Raw genomic sequence first — 20170 nt, forward strand, 5'->3', positions numbered from 1 at the left:
ACCTGCTAAAATACCCGCCATTAATCCTCTTGACGAACAAGGGCTTTTTTTTGCACATTAAGCCTTAGCTTAAACAGACAAATCAAATCTTATAATTAGAGTTTAGGCTATGACAACTTACTGATTACGCATGTTCTTTTTCAGATGCACGGCTATTCCCCGCGCCAGCCTTCTTATGATTGTCGTAACCGCAGGAGAACACATTGAACCACAACATCGTCTATAGCCTTTTTATCATCGGTTCTGTGCTGGTTGCGTCAAGCATCTTACTCAGTTCTTTCTCTTCGCGGCTCGGCATCCCTATCCTGGTGATCTTTCTGGCATTGGGCATGCTCACCGGCGTCGACGGCATTGGCGGTATCGCCTTTGATAACTACCCCGCCGCCTACCTGATTTCCAACCTGGCGCTGGCGGTGATCCTGCTCGACGGCGGCATGCGCACCAAAGCCAGCTCTTTTAAGGTCGCGCTGGGGCCGGCGCTCTCGCTGGCAACGGTCGGCGTGATGATCACCGCCGGACTGACCGGCCTGGCTGCCGCCTGGCTGTTCCGCCTCGATTTAATGCAGGGCTTCCTTATCGGCGCCATTATCGGCTCTACCGACGCCGCGGCGGTCTTTTCGCTGCTGGGTGACAAAGGCCTGAACGAGCGCGTCAGCTCTACGCTGGAGATTGAGTCGGGCAGCAATGACCCGATGGCGGTGTTTTTAACTATCACCCTGATTGAGATGATCCAGAAAGGCGAAACCGGCCTCGACTGGATGTTCCTGGTGCATCTGGTGCAGCAGTTTGGCCTGGGCATCGTGCTGGGGCTGGGCGGCGGCTGGGCGCTGCAGCAGCTGATCAATCGCATCAGCCTGGCTCCTGGACTCTATCCGCTGCTGGCGCTGAGCGGCGGCATTCTGGTGTTCGCCCTGACCACCATGCTGGAGGGCAGCGGCATTCTGGCGGTCTATCTCTGCGGCTTTCTGCTCGGCAACCGGCCGATCCGCAACCGCCACGGCATTTTGCAGACCTTTGACGGCATGGCCTGGCTGAGCCAGATCGGCATGTTTATCGTGCTTGGCCTGCTGGTGACGCCATCCGATCTGTGGCATATCGCGGTGCCGGCGATGCTCCTGTCGCTGTGGCTGATTCTGGTGGCGCGTCCGCTGTCGATTCTGGTCGGGCTGCTGCCGTTCCGCGGCTTTACCGGCCGCGAGCGCATCTTTATCAGCTGGGTCGGCCTGCGCGGCGCGGTGCCAATTATTCTTGCGGTCTTTCCGATGATGGCGGGACTGGAAAACGCATCGCTCTACTTTAATATCGCCTTCTTTGTGGTGCTGGTATCGCTGATGCTGCAGGGCACCTCGCTCGGCTTTGCGGCGAAAAAAGCGCGGGTCGTGGTGCCGCCGACGGCGTCGCCTGTCAGCCGCGTTGGCCTGGATATCCACCCGGAAAATCCCTGGGAGCAGTTCGTCTATCAGCTCAGCGCCGACAAATGGTGCGTCGGGGCGGCGCTGCGCGACCTGCAGATGCCGCGCGAAACCCGTATCGCCGCGCTGTTCCGCGATAACGCGCTTATGCATCCCAACAGTAACACCCGGCTAAAGGAGGGTGACGTTATCTGCGTCATCGGCCGCGAACGCGATCTGCCGGCGCTGGGTAAAATGTTCAGCCAGTCGCCGCCCGTCTCGCTGGATCAGCGCTTTTTCGGCGACTTTATTCTCGACGCCGACGCGCGCCTGCGCGATGTGGCGCAGATTTACGGACTGGAGCTGGACGAAGAGGCCAACGATCAGCAGTCTCTCGGCCAGCTGGTAATGAGCATGCTCGGCGGCACGCCGGTAGTCGGTGACCACATTGAGTGGAATCATCTGACCTGGACCGTAGCGGAAAAAGAAGATAACCGTATTGTTAAAATTGGGGTGCGCGTCGCTGAAGAGAGAGAATAATCTGAGGGGCTGCGGCTCGATATTCCAGCGGAAACGGCTATGCTCAGTATTTGGTCCAGCAAACGGGAGAGAGTTATGGGACACGTCGTTAAAATTGGTCGCTATGAAATTGTTGATGCCGAACTGGATAGCGATAATCTGCAGACCGTCAGCATTCCCTGTCAAACCAATCCCGGCCTGAGCTATCAGCTTGACGGCTGGGATCAGGATACCAGCGTGCCCGCCTGGATTGATGGTGAACCGGTAGATTTACAAATTGGGCATTACGATAAACAGCAAGACCAGTGGGTATTAAAAAAACCTGCCTGATCCCCCTTTTCGCCGCCAGCGGCTTGTCCTGGCGGTAATTCCGAAAAAGTTGTCTGAAATATTTGGTTATTTCCCACCCTCACGCCATTTTAAGCTTTTGATTCAAAGAGTTATCTATAGAAAACTTTAGGCAAAAAAAAGCTTTTAGGATTTGTTCCGTATTAACTCTGTCAAATATCTCCTGCATACTCTTAATCGCTGCTGCAGATTTTCGTGATAAGAATCACGTAATTGTTTTATCTCTTCACTGCAGCCTGTATGGCTCTAACGACTGTAATGAACTGAAAACAAGTGTTCTGCTTTTTCAGTTGTCCACTCCTGAGCGCGTACTTGATTCTGGTCAGGCCATCTTTTACTTAAGAAAAAAGAGAGCAGGTGTTATGGCAAGTACACTGGTAATGAATGATGCGAGCCGCTCATGGAGCGGAACGCGCAAAAATATCATCGCAAAGCTTGCGTTAAGCTTTTCCGATCTGATCGCCCTCAATCTGGCGCTGTTTTTATCCGCCGCCACTATTCAGGGGATCTGGGGCGACCTCGATGGGTTTATTCCGCCTCATCAAATTGAATACCGTTTTATTGCGCAGTTTGCGCTTTCTGTTTTGTGCACCGCTTATTTCTGGATGCGCATGCGTCACTACACCTACCGCAAACCCTTTTGGTTTGAACTAAAAGAAGTAGTGAAAACCCTGTTTGTTTTTTCGCTGCTGGATTTAGCGCTGATCGCCTTTTCCAAGTGGGACTTTTCGCGCATGGTATGGCTGTTTAGCTGGAGCTATGCGCTGCTGCTGCTGCCGCTGATGCGCGCTGCCGTGAAACGCGCCATTAACCGCGCCGGACAGTGGCAAAAAGAGACCATTATCATCGGGTCGGGCAAAAATGCCATGGAGGCTTACGCGGCGCTGCAGAGCGAGGAGATCCTCGGCTATAACGTGCAGGCGTTTATCAGCACCGACGACGAAAATAATCCGCCGTCCGTTAACGGCGTGCCCGTTATTAAACAGCAGGACATTAACTGGCAGACCATTGACCGCGACAACGTGCAGTTTATCGTCGCCACCGAGTTTGAGCAGCAGTCCGTGCGCGACACCTGGCTGAAATTCCTGTCGAAAATGAACTGCCGATCGATCTCCGTGATCCCTACCCTGCGCGGCGTGCCGCTTTACGGCACCGACATGTCATTTATCTTCAGCCATGAAGTGATGATCCTGCGCGTCAGCAACAGCCTCGCCAAGCGCTCTTCGCGCTTCCTGAAACGCTGCTTCGACATTGTTGTCGCCTCGCTGCTGCTGCTGTTCCTTGCGCCCGTGTTCGGTCTGCTCTGCTATATGGTGAAACGCGACGGCGGCAACGCCATCTACGGTCACGAGCGTATCGGCCAGAACGGCGAGAAGTTTAAATGCCTGAAGTTCCGTTCAATGGTGACCAACTCGAAAGAGGTGCTGGAGCAGCTGCTGGCCACCAGCGCCGAGGCGCGCGCCGAATGGGATAAAGACTTTAAGCTGAAAAAGGACCCGCGCATTACCCGTATTGGCGGCTTCCTGCGCAAAACCAGCCTGGATGAGCTGCCGCAGCTGTGGAACGTTATCCGCGGCGAGATGAGCCTGGTGGGTCCACGTCCGGTTATCGAGGCTGAACTGGAGCGCTATGCGGGCGACGTCGACTACTACCTGATGGCGAAACCGGGCATGACCGGCCTGTGGCAGGTCAGCGGGCGCAACGATATCGACTACGATACGCGCGTCTACTTCGACTCCTGGTACGTGAAGAACTGGGCGCTGTGGACCGATATCGCTATTCTGTTCAAAACCGCCGGCGTAGTGCTGCGCCGTGACGGCGCCTACTAAGCTCGCTCAGGATGCCCGCCTGACGGCGGGCATCGCATTTTCCGCTTTTCTTTTCGCCCTCAACTCATTACCCTTCCCGCTCGTTTTAACAGGACGTTCACCCTCTGGTTTTTATGCAAAAATTTACCCTGATGCTGTTGAGCCTGGTGCTGCTGGCGCCGCTGGGCATCGATCTCTATCTGCCTACTCTGCCTGAAATCGCCCTTGGCCTGAATACGCCGGTCAGCCTGATCCAGACCACTATTCCCATCTTTCTGCTGGTAATGGGCCTGGGACAGCTGGTGACCGGTCCGCTGGTGGACAACTACGGCCGCAAGCCGATCGCACTGCTGGGCCTGGCGCTCTATGTGGCGGGCAGCGTGGTGGCGGCAACCGCCACCAGCTGGCCGATGTTTCTGTCGGCGCGTCTCATCCAGGGCTGCGCGGTCTGCTGTAGCGCTGTTGTCGCCTTTAGCGGCGTGCGCGATCGCCTGAGCGGCGACGAAGCGGCGCGCGCCTACGGCTTTCTGAACGGCGCGCTGAATATCGTGCCGGCGCTGGCGCCCTTGCTGGGTGGCCTGCTTGCCAGCGTCTTCGACTGGCGCGCGCCCTTCTGGTTTCTGTGCGCCTACGGCCTGCTTATTGCGGTTATCGTGCTGATCTGGCTGCCGGAGACGCGCCCCGCCGATACGCTGCGGGTAAAGGGACTGCCGCTGGCGCAGTATGGCGCCATCCTGCGTCAGCCGCGCTTTCTCGCCTTCGCCTTTGCCAACGCGGGCGCGCTCGGCATGGTGCTGACCTATGTATCACTGGCGCCGCACGTGCTGATGACGGAAGGCGGCCTGACGCCGATTCAGTTTTCGTTCGCCTTCGGCGCCAACGGCTTCTGGATCATGCTGGTAAGCGCTTTTGTTAATAAAGCGATCCGCAAGGCGGGACGGCCGTTCTGTCTGGCGATGGGCTTTGTGACGATGCTGGCGGGCGCGCTGCTGCTGGTCGCCGGCATGCATCTGCTGCCGCAGGGCGCGCAGACCCACTGGGCGCTCTATATGCTGCCGGTGGCCGTTGCGGTAGCGGGCCTGGCCTTTACCGTTGGCCCCGCCACCAGCTATGCGCTGGAGCCTTATCAGCAGCAGGCTGGCGTAGCAGCGGCGCTGCAGGGATTAATTCAGATGGCGGGCGGTGCGGCGGGCAGCCTGCTGATTGTCATGCTGCCCGTGGCGGAAAAGAGCGCGCTGGCGCTAATGATGCTGGCGGGTGCAGCGCTGGCGCTGATCGCCTGGCGCTGCAGTAAGAAGATGCACGGCTCGCTGACCGCGCTTAAATAACCTTAACCGGCACGCGCGGCGCCAGCGCGCACATCAGCTCATAGCCGACCGTGCCGGCCGCTTTCGCCACCTGATCGATTTTCACCTGCTCGCCCCACAGCTCGACCCTTGAACCGATGCCCGCCTGCGGACAGGGCGTCAGGTCGACGGTGATCATATCCATTGATACCGCGCCGACCACCTGGGTCATCACGCCGTCAACGCACACCGGCGTGCCGCTGGGCGCATGGCGCGGATAGCCGTCGGCATAGCCGCATGCCACCACGCCGATACGCTGCTCCTGCTGCGCATGGTAGCGATAGCCGTAGCCGACGCCGTCGCCGCGGCTCAGCTGCTGGATGCCGATGATTTCGCTGCTGAGCGTCATCGCCGGCTTCAGGCCGGTGCTGGCGATATCCTGCCAGTCGCCGCTCGGCGAGGCGCCGTAGAGAATAATACCGGGGCGCACCCAGTCGTAGTGCGCTTCTGGATGCCAGAGCGTACAGGCGGAATTGGAGAGCGAACGGGGAATGGCGAGCCCTTCGGCGGCGCGTTCAATGCGCTGCATCGGCGCGATCAGCCCTTCCGGGTTTTCCGCATCGGCAAAGTGCGCCATCAGCGTAATGTCGCCGACGTTTTCCAGCGCGCGCAGCTTTTGAAAGGCGCCGTGCACCTGCTCAGGGCGGAAGCCGAGGCGGTTCATGCCGCTGTTGACCTTGAGATAGATATCCACCGGCGCGGAGAGCCGGGTCTCCGCCAGCGCTTTGATCTGCCAGTTGCTGTGTACGCTGGTGGTCAGGCGGTAGCGATCGATTAGCTGCAGATCCTCGGCATGGAAAAAACCCTCCAGCAGCAGAATCGGTTTGCGCCAGCCGCCGTCGCGCAGCAGTATCGCCTCTTCCATATTTAACAGGGCAAAGCCGTCAGTCTGCGCCAGGCTTTCCCAGACGCGGGCCAGACCGTGGCCGTAAGCATTGGCTTTTACCACCGACCAGACGCGCGCATCGGGCGCCGCCTGGCGCGCTATCGTCAGATTATGCCGCAGCGCCTGCCGATCGATAGTGGCAAAAACTGGACGTGACATACTCACTCTCCCTGAATGTTAACGCACGGCGTTCGCGTTGCGTAATGGTGTCGATGACGGGGCAAAACCCGGCAGATAGCGGAACACGGACAGATCGTCGGCGGCGATCGCCGGGGTTTTGCCGCTGATAAGGTCGGCCAGCAGCTGACCGGAGCCGCAGGCCATCGTCCAGCCGAGCGTGCCGTGTCCGGTATTCAGATAGAGATTGCTGAGCGGCGTCGGTCCGACAATCGGCGTTCCGTCTGGCGTCATAGGACGCAGGCCGCTCCAGAAGCTGGCCTGTTCGATATGACCGCCTTCAGGATAGAGATCCCGCACCACCATCTCCAGCGTTTCCCGCCGCGCAGGCAAGAGTTTGTTGTTAAAACCAACGATTTCCGCCATGCCGCCGACGCGGATACGGTTGTCGAAGCGGGTAACCGCCACTTTATAGCTTTCGTCGAGGATAGTGGAAACCGGCGCGGCATCCGGGTTTTTTACCGGGATAGTCAGGGAGTAGCCCTTCAGCGGATAGACCGGAATATCGAGGATATGCTTCAGCAGCCCGGTGGAGTATGAGCCGAAGGCCACGACATAGCTGTCGCCTTTAATCACCTCGTCGCCACACTTCACACCGTAAATGCGGTTGCCTTCACGCAGCAGCTGATCGACCGGGGTATTGAAGCGGAATACCACCCCCGCCTCCTGCGCCATTTTCGCCAGCTTTTGCGTAAAGAGCTGACAGTCGCCGGTTTCATCGTTGGGCAGGCGCAGTCCGCCGGTCAGCTTGTGCTGCGTGGCCGCCAGCGCCGGTTCGACGCGCGCCAGCTCATGGGCGTGCAGCAGTTCGTAAGGTACGCCCGCCTCGCGCAGCACCTCGATATCTTTGCTGGCGCTGTCGAACTGCTGCTGGGTGCGGAACAGTTGCAGCGTGCCGCCCTGTCGACCTTCATAGGCGATGCCGGTCTCTTCGCGCAGCGCCTTCAGGCAGTCGCGGCTGTACTCGGCGATGCGCACCATACGGCTTTTATTCTGCTGATAGTGCTGCATATCGCAGTTACGCAGCATGTTCCACATCCACTCCAGCTGAAAGCTGCTGCCGTCCAGGCGGATAGCCAGCGGCGCGTGGCGCTGGAACATCCACTTCACCGCCTTCAGCGGTACCCCCGGCGCAGCCCAGGGCGCCGCGTAGCCGGGCGATATCTGGCCCGCATTGCCTGCGCTGGTCTCCAGCGCTGCGTCGGGCTGGCGATCCAGCACCGTTACCTGATGACCCGCGCGCGCCAGATACCAGGCGCTCGCTACGCCAACCACACCACTACCGAGAATCACTACGTGCATATCGCCCCCACCGGCAAATTCAAAAGCATAATTCACTAGAGTACAGGGTAATACCAGCGCATTCCCACCTGCCGGTAACAGCCCGTTCCTTATTAACTTATTTCACATGTTTTTTATTTTTTCGAACACTAAAATCGTTGGTCAGAGTGAAAATCAGTGAGTTATGCGTCTTTTAACCGCTTCTCAGCAGTTAATAATAGCGTATGCGGCAATATCCACTTATTTCAGGAGAATAAGCGGACGCCATACAATCCACTTATAAACAGCATTTTATCCCGACTTTTCGCCCTTCGGGCCGACATCTGTTCATCAAATGCTTCCGCGTCTTTTTTCAGATGATTTTGTGCCGAATAATTCAGTTGAGTTCCGCGATCAGATAGGTGACAGTGGACTATCATTGAAGTGTTCGCTCCGTTTTTGGGGTTCTCTTTCTTAGGGATGAGCCTTGAAATTACCGAAACCGGCTGCTCGCAGCGGGCAGGCCTGTTTGCAAAACAGAGGTGCGCTATGACGACAATCTTTGACGATCCGATTAAGGACAGCAAACGACTCAGTGATGGACCGGACTGGACATTCGAGCTGCTCGATGTCTATCTTGCGGAAATTGACCGCGTAGCCAAACTCTACCGACTCGACACCTATCCCCATCAGATCGAAGTGATTACCTCCGAGCAGATGATGGACGCCTACTCCAGCGTCGGCATGCCCATTAACTACGCGCACTGGTCGTTTGGCAAAAAGTTCATTGAAACCGAGCAGCGTTATAAGCACGGACAGCAAGGGCTGGCGTATGAGATTGTGATCAACTCCAATCCCTGTATCGCCTATCTGATGGAAGAGAACACCATGACCATGCAGGCGCTGGTCATGGCGCACGCCTGCTACGGCCATAACTCCTTTTTCAAAAATAACTATCTGTTCCGCAGCTGGACCGACGCCAGCTCGATTGTCGACTATCTGCTGTTTGCGAAGAAATATATCTCTGACTGCGAAGAGCGTTTTGGCGTTGAAGAGGTAGAGCGGCTGCTTGACTCCTGCCATGCGCTGATGAACTACGGCGTCGATCGCTATAAGCGTCCGCAGAAGATCTCCCTGCAGGAAGAGAAAGCGCGGCAGAAGAGCCGCGAAGAGTATCTGCAAAGCCAGGTGAATACCCTGTGGCGCACCCTGCCGCGCCGCGAGAAAGAGGCGGTGCAGGTCGAGGCGGCGCGCTATCCGTCGGAGCCGCAGGAGAACCTGCTCTACTTTATGGAGAAGAATGCGCCACTGCTGGAGCCGTGGCAGCGCGAGATCCTGCGCATCGTGCGTAAGGTGAGCCAGTATTTCTATCCGCAGAAGCAGACGCAGGTGATGAACGAAGGCTGGGCGACCTTCTGGCACTACACCATCCTCAATCATCTCTATGATGAGGGTAAAGTCTCAGAGCGCTTTATGATCGAGTTTCTGCACAGCCATACCAACGTGGTGTTCCAGCCGCCTTATAACAGTCCCTGGTATAACGGTATTAACCCCTATGCGCTGGGCTTCGCCATGTTCCAGGATATCAAGCGCATCTGTCAGTCGCCGACCGAGGAGGATCGCTACTGGTTCCCGGATATCGCCGGCTCCGACTGGCTGGAGACCCTGCACTTTGCCATGCGCGAGTTCAAGGACGAGAGCTTTATCAGCCAGTTCCTGTCGCCGAAGGTGATGCGCGATTTCCGCCTGTTTACCGTGCTGGATGACGACCGCAATAATTATCTTGAGATCGCCGCCATTCATGATGAAGCGGGCTATCGCGCCATTCGCCAGCAGCTTTCAGCGCAGTACAACCTGAGCAATCTGGAGCCAAATATTCAGGTTTATAATGTCGACCTGCGCGGCGATCGTTCGCTGACGCTGCGCTACGTGCCGCAAAGCCGCACGCCGCTCGACAAGAGCCGTCGCGAGGTGATGAAGCATGTCCACCGGCTGTGGGGGTTCGATGTGATCCTGGAACAGCAGAACGAAGATGGCAGCGTCGAGCTGCTGGATCGCTGTCCGACGCGCGGCAACGCGCTGTAAGGAATAGCCATAAAAAAACCGGACTCTGTCCGGTTTTTTTCAGGCCGCACGTCTATTCAGGGAGCGGGTAGCATAAACAGAAGAGCAAAGCGTCCCGCGGCAGGGATGCCGTGGGCCGAGCGCGCAGGGATGCCTTAAGCGACTTTGCGATCTGTTTATGCTACCTGCGAACGCGCCTGGCTCACAGGCATAAAAAAACCGGACAATGTCCGGTTTTCCGCTTTTAGCGTTTGCTACCGAGATCCTCCGGCATGCTTTTCTGCATGCTGTGCCAGATCTCGCCGCTGCGACGGCCATACTCGCGCACCGCATCGACAATCTGATCCTGCGACGGCTCTTTAACGCACAGCCCTTCGAGCCGCGCGTAGAAGTTGCGCGCCAGCTCGCGAGCCTCAGGATTAGAGAAATAGTAGCGGCCCACACGGGTATAGAGTCCTTTCAGGCCATTCAGGATCAAACCGTAAATAGGATTGCCTGAGGCGAATGCCAGACCGCGGAACACGCGATAGTCAAGCTCGGTATAGGCATCGGCCTGATCGTCGATACCGGCGACGCTCTCCAGCACCGCGCGCGCCTTGTCGGGATGATGGCGCAGCGCGCGGCTGATAAAGATCGAGGCGATATTGGTGCGCACCGACAGCAGGTTATCGATCAGCACCGGCACGCTGTCGTGATCCAGACGCGCCAGCGTCTCAAGAATATTCAGCCCGGAGGTTTCCCAGAAGTCATTTACGCGGGTCGGCTTGCCGTGCTGAATCGTTAGCCACCCGTCTCGCGCCAGGCGCTGCAATACTTCGCGCAGCGTGGTGCGGGTTACGCCGATAAGTTCAGAAAGCTCACGTTCAGCAGGAAGGATTGACCCAGGAGGAAAGCGGCTGTTCCAGATGCTTTCAATAATATACTCTTCAGCAAATCCCGCAGGGCTCTGCGCCTTAATGACCATAGCGATATGTTCTCGTTGCTTTCTTTGTCGAAATGGGACTCATCATACCAGACACCCTGGTCGTGTATAGACTGAGCGGGGATTAAAAGCGCGCGCTGGCGCAAAAATCAGCAGCCTCGCGCGCAATTCTCAGGGGAAGATTGCGCCGCACGAATTCGCTGATTACCCTTTGCCCACTCTCTTTTTTGCACACAGGACGTTTGCCATGGAAATCACCTGGGGCCAGGCGCTGCATCGCAACTTTCTTGGGCAGTCGCCCAACTGGTATAAAATGCTGCTGCTGGCGTTTCTGGTCGTTAATCCGCTGCTCTTTTTCTTCGTCAGTCCATTTCTTGCCGGCTGGCTACTGATTGCCGAATTTATCTTTACGCTCGGTATGGCGCTGAAGTGTCATCCGCTGCTGCCCGGCGGGCTGCTGACGCTGGAAGCGATCGCCATCGGTATGGCCAGCGCCGACCAGGTTAAGCAACAGCTGGCGGGCAATCTGGAGGTGCTGCTGCTGCTGATCTTTATGGTCGCCGGCATCTTCTTTATGAAACAGCTGCTGCTGTTTATGTTTACCCGGCTGCTGCTGTCGCTGCGCTCAAAGGTGCTGCTCAGCCTCACCTTCTGCCTCGCCGCCGCGTTTCTCTCCGCTTTCCTGGACGCCCTGACCGTGGTCGCCGTGGTGATCAGCGTCGCCGTCGGCTTCTATCAGATCTACCATCGCGTCTCCTCTGATCCCGACTACGCCGCAGCGGATCCCGGTCAGCGCGCCACTCTCGATCAGTTCCGCGCCTTTCTGCGCAGCCTGATGATGCAGGCGGGCGTAGGCACCGCGCTGGGTGGCGTGATGACCATGGTGGGTGAGCCGCAGAACCTGATTATCGCCCATGCGGCGGGCTGGGATTTCGCTGGCTTTTTCCTGCGTATGGCGCCGGTCACGGTGCCGGTGCTGCTGTGCGGTATTCTCACCAGCCTGCTGGTGGAGCGCTTTCGCCTGTTCGGCTACGGTGCAACGCTGCCGGATGCGGTGCGCGCCATTCTGCTGCAGAGCGACCGCGAGGCATCGGCGCAGCGCACGCGCCAGGCGCGGTTAGCGCTGTGGATTCAGGCGGCTATCGGCCTGTGGCTTATTGTCGCGCTGGCGCTGCATCTGGCGGAGGTCGGGTTGATTGGCCTTTCGGTGATTGTACTTGCCACCTCGCTGTGCGGCGTTACCGATGAGCATACTATCGGCCAGGCCTTTACCGAGGCGCTGCCCTTTACCGCCCTGCTGACGGTGTTTTTCGCCATCGTCGCGGTGATCGTCGAGCAGCAGCTTTTCAGCCCGCTGATCGCCTTTGTGCTGCAGGCGGAACCGCACGCGCAGCTCAGCTGGTATTACATCTTTAACGGCCTGCTCTCCTCGATATCGGACAACGTCTTTGTTGGCTCGGTGTTTATCAACGAGGCGAAACAGGCCTTTCTGCAGGGAGCGATCGACCTGCCACAGTTTGAGCTGCTGGCGGTCGCCACTAACACCGGCACCAATTTGCCCTCGGTTGCGACCCCTAACGGCCAGGCGGCGTTTCTCTTCCTGCTTACCTCGGCGCTGGCGCCGCTGATCCGCCTCTCTTATGGGCGCATGGTCTGGATGGCGCTGCCCTTTACGCTGGTGATGTCGCTGGTGGGCTTTTTTTGCATCCGCTGGTTGCTGGTGCCCTGCACCGAAATGCTGCTTCAGTGGGGCTGGCTCACCGCGCCAGCCCTGTAAATTGCTGGCCTGGATCAGGGTAAGTCCGATTTCAGCACGATTTTACCTTGATGCCTGGCTGGCACCGCCGCGCTTTTGGTTTACACTCGTGGCACTACCGTTTACAGGGAAAGCAAGATGTTGCGATATCTCAATCAATCTTCACGCGGTCGCGCCGCCTGGCTGCTGCTGGCGTTAACGGCGCTGGTGCTGGAGCTGGCGGCATTATGGTTCCAGCATGTGATGGGCCTGAAACCTTGCGTGATGTGCATCTATGAGCGCTGCGCGCTGTTTGGCGTGATGGGCGCGGGCCTCGTTGGCGCTATCGCGCCGCAATCGCCGCTGCGCTGGGCCGGGCTGGCTCTCTGGATCTACAGCGCCTGGGAAGGATTGCGCCTGTCGTATGAACATACAATGATCCAGCTTCATCCCAATCCCTTTACCACCTGCGATTTCGCCGCGCGTTTTCCTGCGTGGCTGCCGCTGGATAAGTGGCTGCCGTCGGTGTTTTTAGCCAGCGGCGACTGCGCCGAGCGCAGCTGGACCTTTCTGACGCTGAGCATGCCGCAGTGGATGATTGTGGTGTTCGCCGCCTACCTGATCGTGGCGATTGCGGTGCTGATTGCGCAGCCGTTTAAACCCAAACGCCGCGATATCTTTTCTCGCTAACAGGTCTCGCTAACAGGCTGGAAGGCGGGTGACGCAGCGCCAGGAGCCTGGCATCCCGCCCCAGAACACAATGCCGGGAGCATGTTGCATCATGCAGCGCGTTACCCGGCGCACCTCAGGGATAAGATGACGGTGTGGAACGAGCGTCAGGGATGACGTGATACGCCTCTTTGCCTCCGGGCCTTATCGCCCGCATCACACCCTCACCGGCAGTCTGTTTAACGCTTAGCCGTTGCGGTCGGGACGATCGATAATATGATCTTCCCAGTCGCGCACTTCGCTTTCCCGCACCGCGATATAGCGCACCGAAATACGCTGCGCATGCATTGCCGACTTTGATCCGCTCAGCAGCGGATGCCACGCCGGCAATCCTTTCCCCTCGCCCAGCAGGCGATAGGCGCAGGTGCGCGGCAGCCAGTTAAACTGCGTCAGGTTCTCACGCGTCAGCTTGATGCAGTCCTCTTCATATTCGAAGCGGCGCTCATAGTTGCGGCACTGGCAGGTTTTGATATTGAGCTGGTTGCAGGCGACGTTGGTAAAGTAAATCTCATCGGTGTCGGCATCCTGCAGCTTATTCAGGCAGCACTGGCCGCACCCATCGCACAAGGATTCCCACTCGTCGTCGTTCATTTGATCGAGGCGTTTAGTCTGCCAGAAAGGAAGTTCACTCATGATGGCTGCGTCCGGGTTAATCACAAAACCGCACCTTATATCGGGTCAGGCGCGGCGTTGCAAGTTTTACAGCACGCGCGTGCTGATGCCGTGACCGGCCAGCGACACTTCCAGCTTATCGCCTGAGCGCAGCGGACCGACCCCTTCCGGCGTGCCGGTCAGCACCACATCGCCCGCGCGCAGGGTGAAATAGTGGCTCATATGGGCGATAAGCGGCAGAATTTTATGGATCATATCGGAGGTTCTGCCGAGCTGACGCACCTCGCCGTTCACCACCAGCTTGAGCTCGGTATCCTGAGGATCGCCCGGGAACTCCGCTGAGGGGATAAAGCCGGAGAGCGGGCAGGCATTATCGAAGCCCTTTGATTTTTCCCACGGCTGCCCCGCCTTTTTAAACCCCGCCTGCAGATCGCGCAGCGTTAAATCCAGCGCCACGCCGTAACCGGCGATCGCTTGCGCCACGTGCTCTTCGCCGGCCTGCTTAAGGGTGGCGCCGATCAGCACCGCCAGTTCGACCTCGTGATGCACTTCACCAAAGGCGGAGGGAAGAGAGAGCGGCTGGCGCAGATCGCAAATCGCGGTTTCCGGCTTGATAAACACGACCGGCTCAGCTGGCGTGGCGCTGCCCATTTCCTTAATGTGTTTCGCATAGTTGCTGCCGACGCAGACCACCTTGTTCACCGGAAAATCCAACAAGGCGCCCTGCCAGTTACGATGCTGATACATGCTAATCCCCTGCTCTGTTTATGTGTTGCCAGCGACGCCGGCACGTTGATGTTTGCGGTTCAGCGGATCCTGCGCCCGCCGTGACGGCCATAATAAGATGCTTTAGCAAAGATTAGTGTGCGTAAATTGTCAAAAATGCGTGAATATATGCTGCCGGGGCGGTGATTTTATCGCCAGCGCGCGGGCAATAAAGAATAATGAACAGTAAATGGCGCGGTAATCGCGCCATTATTTTGCTGCAAATCGTTATATATAATTATGCTGAAGAAGCAGGAAGCACTGATTATATTTACAGATGAATCTGAATTAATCTTTTTTTGTCGACTCAAGATGAACTTTCAGCAAACTTTCGACCGGCGGCGGGATCTGTAAATAATAGCCTTGATCGATAAGCGCCTGTTTAACTTTATTGATGTCAGCGTTGGCCAGACGATCGCGTCCGTCCAGCTTCAGCACCATTGCCAGCTGCGGCTTGCCGAAGCCGCGCAGCAGCTCGTCAGGCACGCGGGAGAAATCGTCCTTTTTTTCAACATAAAGATAAGTCTGGTCGCGGGTCGGGCTTCTGTAGATCACACAAAACATATTTTTTACTCGAATAAACCTGGATGGTGGCTTGCCTGGAAATAACAGTAACTATAACATGCTTGCAGAACTTCGAATATTCACCGGATGGACTGAAATGATGATTTTATCGACGTTTGTTCGCCGGGCGAGAAAACAGGACTGAGTGGGACAGATGTCACAAACGCCAATCGAATTCAAAGGTAGCAGTTTTACCCTGTCTGTTGTTCATCTGCACCATCCCGAACCTGAAGTGATTCGCAAGGCGCTTCAGGACAAAATCGATCAGGCGCCGGATTTCTTAAAAAACGCGCCGGTGGTACTTAACGTGGCGGCGCTGAACGGCAACGTCAACTGGAAACAGCTGCAGCAGGCGATCGCCGCCACTGGATTGCGCATCGTCGGCGTCAGCGGCTGTAAAGACGAAGCGCTGAAACGCATGATCGCCCGCGCTGGCCTGCCGGTTCTGGCGGAAGGCAAAGAGAGCGTGCGGCGCAGCGAAGCGTCAGCGCCTGCGGCGCCACCTGCGCCCGCCGCGCCCGCCGCGCCCGCCGAGCCGCTGGCGAGCAAAACGCGCATTATCACGACGCCGGTGCGCTCCGGGCAGCAGATTTACGCGCGCAACGCCGATCTTATCGTGACAAACAGCGTCAGCGCCGGTGCCGAACTGGTTGCCGACGGCAACATTCATATTTACGGCATGATGCGAGGACGCGCGCTGGCGGGCGCCGGTGGCGATCGCAACAGCCAGATTTTCTGCACCAACCTGGCAGCAGAGTTGGTCTCCATCGCCGGTGAGTATTGGATCATGGATCAAATCCCGGCGGAATTTTTTGGTAAAGCCGCGCGCCTGAGTCTCGAAGAGGGCGCGCTGACCATCCAGACACTTAATTAGGCCCCTTTTCTTCTGTTAAGGAAATCAATATTTATGGCACGCATTATTGTAGTTACATCCGGTAAAGGGGGCGTTGGCAAGACCACGTCAAGCGCGGCCATCGCCACCGGTTTAGCGCAAAAAGGCAAAAAAACGGTCGTCATCGATTTCGATATTGGTCTGCGTAACCTGGACCTGATCATGGGCTGCGAACGCCGCGTGGTTTACGACTTCGTTAACGTTATTCAGGGCGACGCCACGCTGAACCAGGCGCTGATCAAAGATAAACGCACCGAGATGCTGCATATCCTGCCCGCCTCTCAGACGCGCGATAAAGACGCGCTGACCCGCGAAGGCGTGGAAAAAGTGCTGAACGACCTGGCGGCGATGGATTTTGACTTTATCGTCTGCGACTCTCCGGCAGGCATTGAGACCGGCGCGCTGATGGCGCTCTACTTTGCTGATGAAGCGATTATCACCACCAACCCGGAAGTCTCGTCGGTGCGCGACTCCGACCGCATTCTCGGTATCATCGCCTCTAAGTCCCGCCGTGCAGAAAACAGCCAGGAGCCGGTTAAAGAGCACCTGCTGCTGACCCGTTACAACCCTGGCCGCGTAAATCGTGGCGATATGCTGAGCATGGAAGACGTGCTCGAGATCCTGCGCATTCCGCTGGTGGGCGTCATCCCGGAAGACCAGTCGGTGCTGCGCGCCTCTAACCAGGGCGAACCAGTGATCCTCGACACGAATTCCGACGCCGGCAAAGCCTATGCTGATACCGTAGATCGGTTACTCGGCGAAGAACGTCCCTTCCGCTTTATTGAAGAAGAGAAGAAGGGTTTCCTGAAACGCCTGTTCGGGGGATAAACCATGGCATTACTCGATTTCTTTTTATCCCGGAAGAAGAACACTGCCAACATAGCCAAGGAAAGGCTGCAGATTATCGTGGCAGAACGCAGAAGGGGCGACAGTGAGCCCCACTATCTTCCGCAGCTTAAGCGCGACATTCTGGAAGTGATTTGCAAATATGTGAAGATCGATCCCGATATGGTCACCGTTCAGCTCGATCAGAAAGGAGATGATATCTCGATTCTGGAGCTGAACGTGACGCTGCCTGAAACGGAAGAAGCGGCCAAATGACGGTGTTGGTTTCCTGATGTTCCCCCGCTGCTGAGCAGGGGAATGTTTGCATCAAAACTGCGCCAGAATCGCGTCAATGCGGGTCTTAAACAGATCGCCGCGCCAGCCTGCCAGCAGCTCCGGCACGCGCGTTTGCGGCTTCAGCCCCCAGTACTGACTCAATACCTGATTGATCTGACGGCGCGACGCCAGCAGTTCCTGGCTAAAGCCGGTCTCTTCGCTCACTTCCTGTACCAGCGCCTTGATCGCCTTAAACACATTCTTGTAGTGCGGATGATCCACCAGATTGCCCAGCGGCGGCGGCAGCGCCTCTTCCGGCAGCGCCTGCGCTTCAGCAACCAGCGCCACCAGGGTTTTGCCGTGGAAGCGGATTTCATGGCCTGACAGGCCAAGGTGATCCAGCTCGCCCATTGAGCCCGGCATAAAGCGCGCCACTTTCCACAGATTCTCTTCGCGCACCACGAAATTAACCGCCATATCTTTTTCGCGCGCCAGGTTCAGACGCCACGCGGCCAGCAGCCGCAGCGCCGCCAGCTGGCGCGGACGCAGCTGCCAGGCGTTGGTGATATCGCGCCAGGCTTCCTGCGGCGGCATAACGTCGAGACGTCGCTGGCAGAGCTGGTCGCACTCGCTGAGCGCCGCGGCCATATTGCCCGCCGCCTCGGTCAGGGTCATCAGCTGCTGGGCGATGGGCAGCAGATAGTGAACGTCCGCTGCGGCATAGTCGCACTGACGCTGCGTCAGCGGGCGCGCCAGCCAGTCGGTGCGCGACTCGCTCTTATCCAGGGTTACCTGGGTGAAATGCGCCACCATAGCGGCAAAGCCCCATGAGAGCGGCTGGCCGCTGAACGCCGCCAGAATCTGCGTATCGATCATCGGCTGCGGCAGCACGCCGAAACGGTGCAGAAAGACCTCGAGATCTTCCCCGCCCGCGTGCAGAAACTTTTTCACCTGGGTATCGGTCAGCAGCGCGATGAACGGCGTCCAGTCGTCGATCTTCAGCGGATCGATCAGCACCAGCTGTTCGCCGTCAAACAGCTGAATCAGCCCCAGCTGCGGATAGTAGGTGCGGGTGCGGACGAACTCGGTGTCGAGCGCCACGGCCGCATGCTGGCGGGCTTTCTGGCACACGGCGGCCAGCTGCTCATTTTGGTCGATCAGGGAATAATTCAAATCTCGTTTCCACCGCGACAGACTGCGCGCGGCGCTCCATCTCATCATCAATAAAAACGCCGGGCTTTGCCGGCGTTCAACCAGAAATCTTGCCTGACGTCAGCTTGCGCTGGGTCGGGCCTCATCACGCAGTTCGCGCCGCAGGATTTTCCCTACGTTGCTTTTGGGCAACTCGTCGCGGAACTCAATAATTTTCGGGACCTTATAGCCCGTCAGCTGACGCCGACAGTGGTCGAGCAGCTCTTCTTTGGTCAGCGATGCCTCTTTCTTTACCACGCAGACCTTAACCGCTTCGCCCGACAGATCGCTCGGTACGCCGATCGCCGCCGCCTCCCGCACTTTGGGATGCTGCATCAGGACATCTTCAATCTCATTGGGATAGACGTTAAAGCCTGAGACGAGGATCATATCTTTTTTACGGTCCACAATGCGGATAAAGCCTTGCGGGTCAACGGTAACAATATCGCCGCTGAGGAGCCAGCCATTTTTCAGCACCTCGTCAGTGGCATCCGGCCGCTGCCAGTAGCCCGCCATCACCTGCGGCCCGCGGATCCAGAGCTCGCCCGGCGCGCCGGGTTCGACGTCGTTGCCCTCATCGTCCACCACGCGCACGTCAGTAGAGGGTACCGGCAGGCCGATGCTGCCGGTATGCTCGGTAATATCATAGGGATTAACCGACACCAGCGGCGAGCACTCCGTCAGGCCGTACCCTTCCAGCAGATAGTGGCCGGTGAGCTTTTCCCAGCGCTCCGCCACCGCCTTCTGTACCGCCATGCCACCGCCCGCCGAGAGCCGCAGCGTGGAAAAGTCGAGCTTATTGAACTGGCCGTTGTTCAGCAGCGCGTTAAACAGCGTGTTGACGCCGGTAATCGCCGTAAAGGGAAACTTCGACAGCGACTTCACGAAGCCGGGAATATCGCGCGGGTTGGTGATTAGCAGGTTCTGGCCGCCCAGCTCAAGGAACAGCAGGCAGTTCACCGTCAGCGCGAAGATATGATAGAGCGGCAGCGCGGTTACCACATTCTCTTTGCCGTCGCGCAGCAGTTTGCCGTAGGTCGCCCTGGTCTGTTCGAGATTGGCCTGCATATTGCGGTGGGTCAGCATCGCCCCTTTGGCGATGCCGGTGGTGCCGCCGGTATACTGCAAAAACGCCAGGTCGTCATTGGTGACGCTGGGTCGCTGATAGCTCAGCGTCTCGCCCCGCTGCAGCGCATGGCGGAAGCTTACCGCGCCGGGAAGATGATATTTCGGCACCATCTTCTTGATATATTTCACCAAGAAGTTCACCAGGGTGCCTTTTACCGGCCTGAGCTGGTCGCCGAGACGCGTCAGGATCACGTGCTGCACGCTGGTCTCCGCCACCACTTTCTCCAGCGTATGGGCGAAGTTCGAAACGATAACGATGGCGCTGGCGCCGCTGTCGTTGAGCTGATGCTTGAGTTCGCGCGGCGTATAGAGCGGGTTAACGTTCACCACCACCATACCGGCGCGCAGCACGCCGAACAGCGCCACCGGATACTGCAGCAAATTCGGCATCATCAGCGCCACGCGGTCGCCTTTTTTCAGGCCCAGCTCAGACTGCAGATAGGCGGCGAACGCGCGGCTCTTTTGCTCAAGCTGGCGGTAGCTCAGCGGCTGCCCCATATTGATAAAGGCGGTTTGATCGGCGTAGCGCTGTGTAGCCTGCTCAACTAAATCAACCAAAGAGGTATAACGATCCGCGTTAATTTCGGCGGGCACATCTGCCGGATAGCGTTTCAGCCAGACCTTATTCAAGGGTTCACCTCGATTTATATGTTGTTTTTCCATTGCGCCCTCAACACCCAGCTAATTAACAATATTTTAACTCATTGTACCAGTTTGCCCGATTCGGCCTGC

18 protein-coding genes are annotated in these 20170 nt (G+C 57.6%); 10 read left to right on the forward strand and 8 right to left on the reverse strand.

Annotated elements, in window-relative coordinates; genetic code table 11:
- Positions 1–203: 203 nt before the first annotated feature.
- From MHZ97_RS17700 to MHZ97_RS17715, 4 genes are all read left to right on the forward strand, one after another.
- Positions 204–1931, forward strand: coding sequence for a potassium/proton antiporter (locus MHZ97_RS17700; protein WP_103796018.1), 1728 nt, complete (start codon positions 204–206; stop codon positions 1929–1931).
- A gap of 75 nt (positions 1932–2006) precedes the next feature.
- Complete coding sequence (locus tag MHZ97_RS17705; RefSeq protein ID WP_103796019.1) at positions 2007–2240, forward strand: DUF1480 family protein; 234 nt, start codon at positions 2007–2009, stop codon at positions 2238–2240.
- Between the two features lie 380 nt (positions 2241–2620).
- Positions 2621–4087: an undecaprenyl-phosphate galactose phosphotransferase WbaP gene (gene wbaP, locus MHZ97_RS17710; RefSeq protein ID WP_103796020.1), complete on the forward strand. Its 1467-nt coding sequence runs from the start codon at positions 2621–2623 to the stop codon at positions 4085–4087.
- A gap of 113 nt (positions 4088–4200) precedes the next feature.
- Positions 4201–5394, forward strand: coding sequence for a multidrug effflux MFS transporter (locus MHZ97_RS17715; protein WP_239315261.1), 1194 nt, complete (start codon positions 4201–4203; stop codon positions 5392–5394).
- Here MHZ97_RS17715 and dadX read toward each other — a convergent pair.
- Together dadX and MHZ97_RS17725 are read right to left on the reverse strand one after the other, a co-directional pair.
- Positions 5387–6457, reverse strand: coding sequence for a catabolic alanine racemase DadX (gene dadX / locus MHZ97_RS17720; RefSeq protein ID WP_239315262.1), 1071 nt, complete (start codon positions 6455–6457; stop codon positions 5387–5389). The two genes, MHZ97_RS17715 and dadX, sit on opposite strands and share 8 nt — an antisense overlap.
- Before the next feature lie 18 nt (positions 6458–6475).
- On the reverse strand, positions 6476–7777 hold the full coding sequence (locus MHZ97_RS17725) for a D-amino acid dehydrogenase (protein ID WP_103796186.1): 1302 nt from the start codon (positions 7775–7777) through the stop codon (positions 6476–6478).
- 507 nt (positions 7778–8284) lie between these two features.
- Between MHZ97_RS17725 and MHZ97_RS17730 the strand changes: the two genes are divergently transcribed.
- Complete coding sequence (locus MHZ97_RS17730; RefSeq protein WP_103796023.1) at positions 8285–9820, forward strand: SpoVR family protein; 1536 nt, start codon at positions 8285–8287, stop codon at positions 9818–9820.
- Between the two features lie 223 nt (positions 9821–10043).
- On the opposite strand, the gene fadR is transcribed toward MHZ97_RS17730, so the two are convergent.
- The gene (gene fadR, locus MHZ97_RS17735; protein ID WP_103796024.1) at positions 10044–10763 is read right to left on the reverse strand and encodes a fatty acid metabolism transcriptional regulator FadR; all 720 of its coding nucleotides are present in this window, start codon (positions 10761–10763) and stop codon (positions 10044–10046) included.
- Positions 10764–10968: 205 nt separating this feature from the next.
- On the opposite strand from fadR, the gene nhaB reads away from it, so the two are divergent.
- Positions 10969–12498 (forward strand): sodium/proton antiporter NhaB, encoded by a 1530-nt coding sequence (gene nhaB, locus MHZ97_RS17740; RefSeq protein WP_103796025.1) that lies wholly within the window; start codon positions 10969–10971, stop codon positions 12496–12498.
- 117 nt (positions 12499–12615) lie between these two features.
- Complete coding sequence (dsbB, locus tag MHZ97_RS17745) at positions 12616–13146, forward strand: disulfide bond formation protein DsbB (RefSeq protein ID WP_103796026.1); 531 nt, start codon at positions 12616–12618, stop codon at positions 13144–13146.
- A gap of 225 nt (positions 13147–13371) precedes the next feature.
- Here dsbB and MHZ97_RS17750 read toward each other — a convergent pair whose 3' ends face one another.
- The 3 genes from MHZ97_RS17750 to MHZ97_RS17760 form a co-directional block, all read right to left on the reverse strand.
- Entirely contained in the window at positions 13372–13818 is a 447-nt protein-coding gene (locus tag MHZ97_RS17750) for a YcgN family cysteine cluster protein (RefSeq protein ID WP_081142602.1), read from the reverse strand.
- A gap of 66 nt (positions 13819–13884) precedes the next feature.
- Positions 13885–14544 carry a fumarylacetoacetate hydrolase family protein gene (locus MHZ97_RS17755; protein WP_239315263.1) on the reverse strand — a complete coding sequence of 220 codons (660 nt, stop codon included), beginning with the start codon at positions 14542–14544 and terminating at the stop codon, positions 13885–13887.
- Between the two features lie 306 nt (positions 14545–14850).
- Positions 14851–15126, reverse strand: a complete 276-nt coding sequence (locus MHZ97_RS17760) for a YcgL domain-containing protein (RefSeq protein ID WP_103796028.1) — start codon at positions 15124–15126, stop codon at positions 14851–14853.
- Positions 15127–15280: 154 nt separating this feature from the next.
- Between MHZ97_RS17760 and minC the strand changes: the two genes are divergently transcribed.
- From minC to minE, 3 genes are read left to right on the forward strand one after another with little or no spacing between them, the layout of a single operon-like run.
- Positions 15281–16000, forward strand: coding sequence for a septum site-determining protein MinC (minC, locus tag MHZ97_RS17765; RefSeq protein ID WP_239315264.1), 720 nt, complete (start codon positions 15281–15283; stop codon positions 15998–16000).
- A 33-nt stretch (positions 16001–16033) separates the two neighbouring features.
- Positions 16034–16846, forward strand: a complete 813-nt coding sequence (gene minD, locus MHZ97_RS17770; protein ID WP_033746633.1) for a septum site-determining protein MinD — start codon at positions 16034–16036, stop codon at positions 16844–16846.
- Positions 16847–16849: 3 nt separating this feature from the next.
- Positions 16850–17119, forward strand: coding sequence for a cell division topological specificity factor MinE (minE, locus tag MHZ97_RS17775; RefSeq protein WP_033746630.1), 270 nt, complete (start codon positions 16850–16852; stop codon positions 17117–17119).
- Between the two features lie 51 nt (positions 17120–17170).
- Here minE and rnd read toward each other — a convergent pair whose 3' ends face one another.
- Together rnd and fadD are read right to left on the reverse strand one after the other, a co-directional pair.
- On the reverse strand, positions 17171–18292 hold the full coding sequence (gene rnd / locus MHZ97_RS17780; protein ID WP_103796030.1) for a ribonuclease D: 1122 nt from the start codon (positions 18290–18292) through the stop codon (positions 17171–17173).
- A 99-nt stretch (positions 18293–18391) separates the two neighbouring features.
- Positions 18392–20068, reverse strand: a complete 1677-nt coding sequence (gene fadD, locus MHZ97_RS17785; protein WP_239315265.1) for a long-chain-fatty-acid--CoA ligase FadD — start codon at positions 20066–20068, stop codon at positions 18392–18394.
- Positions 20069–20170: the final 102 nt, after the last annotated feature.

This window comes from Pantoea sp. ACRSC, assembly GCF_022346785.1.
Classification (GTDB): Bacteria; Pseudomonadota; Gammaproteobacteria; order Enterobacterales; family Enterobacteriaceae; genus Pantoea; species Pantoea alvi.